General features: G+C 63.4%; 1 pseudogene. It reads left to right on the top strand.

What is annotated here, in order from left to right:
* Positions 1 to 150: 150 nt before the first annotated feature.
* Positions 151 to 497: pseudogene (locus SOP85_RS31095) on the top strand (hypothetical protein); the annotation flags it as partial.

Raw genomic sequence — 497 nt, 5'->3', positions numbered from 1 at the left:
CGGCCGGGCGTGAACGTCGAGTAACCCAGTTTCCCCGGGCGACACCAGCGATCAGGACTTCAGGCTTTCCTCCCTGGCCAACACGAATTCACCAGATCGCCACCGCGAGGCGCGCCCGGCTTCTCTTTCCCTCCATCAAGGAACCAGACCATGACGAAGAAGGACAAAGACACCATCCAAATGACCGCATCGACGATCGGCGTCGACCTGCTTCAGGCGCTGGTGCTGGAGGTCAAGCTGCTGCCCGACGTGTGGCCCAAGCTGTCCAAGGCCAAGCAAGACGACGTCATCGAGCGGCTGCGCAAGCGCGTCGTCACCTGCGTTCAGAGCGCGGTGCACCTGATCGCCAGCGACGGCCGCACGACCATCGTGGCTGAGCTTGAGCAGGTCACCGTGAAGGACGGCATCAAGGCCGTGCTCACCATGAGCAAGAGCGACCCAAACCGGCACGGCCTGATCGACGCCCAGGGCAAGACGGTGCTGGTGGCGATCGCTGA

The sequence above is a fragment of the Pseudomonas sp. YuFO20 genome (genome assembly GCF_035064975.1).
Taxonomy (GTDB): Bacteria; Pseudomonadota; Gammaproteobacteria; order Pseudomonadales; family Pseudomonadaceae; genus Aquipseudomonas; species Aquipseudomonas putida_AE.
The sequence above is the reverse complement of the archived record's forward strand: the minus strand, read 5'-3'. Positions and strand labels throughout refer to the sequence as shown.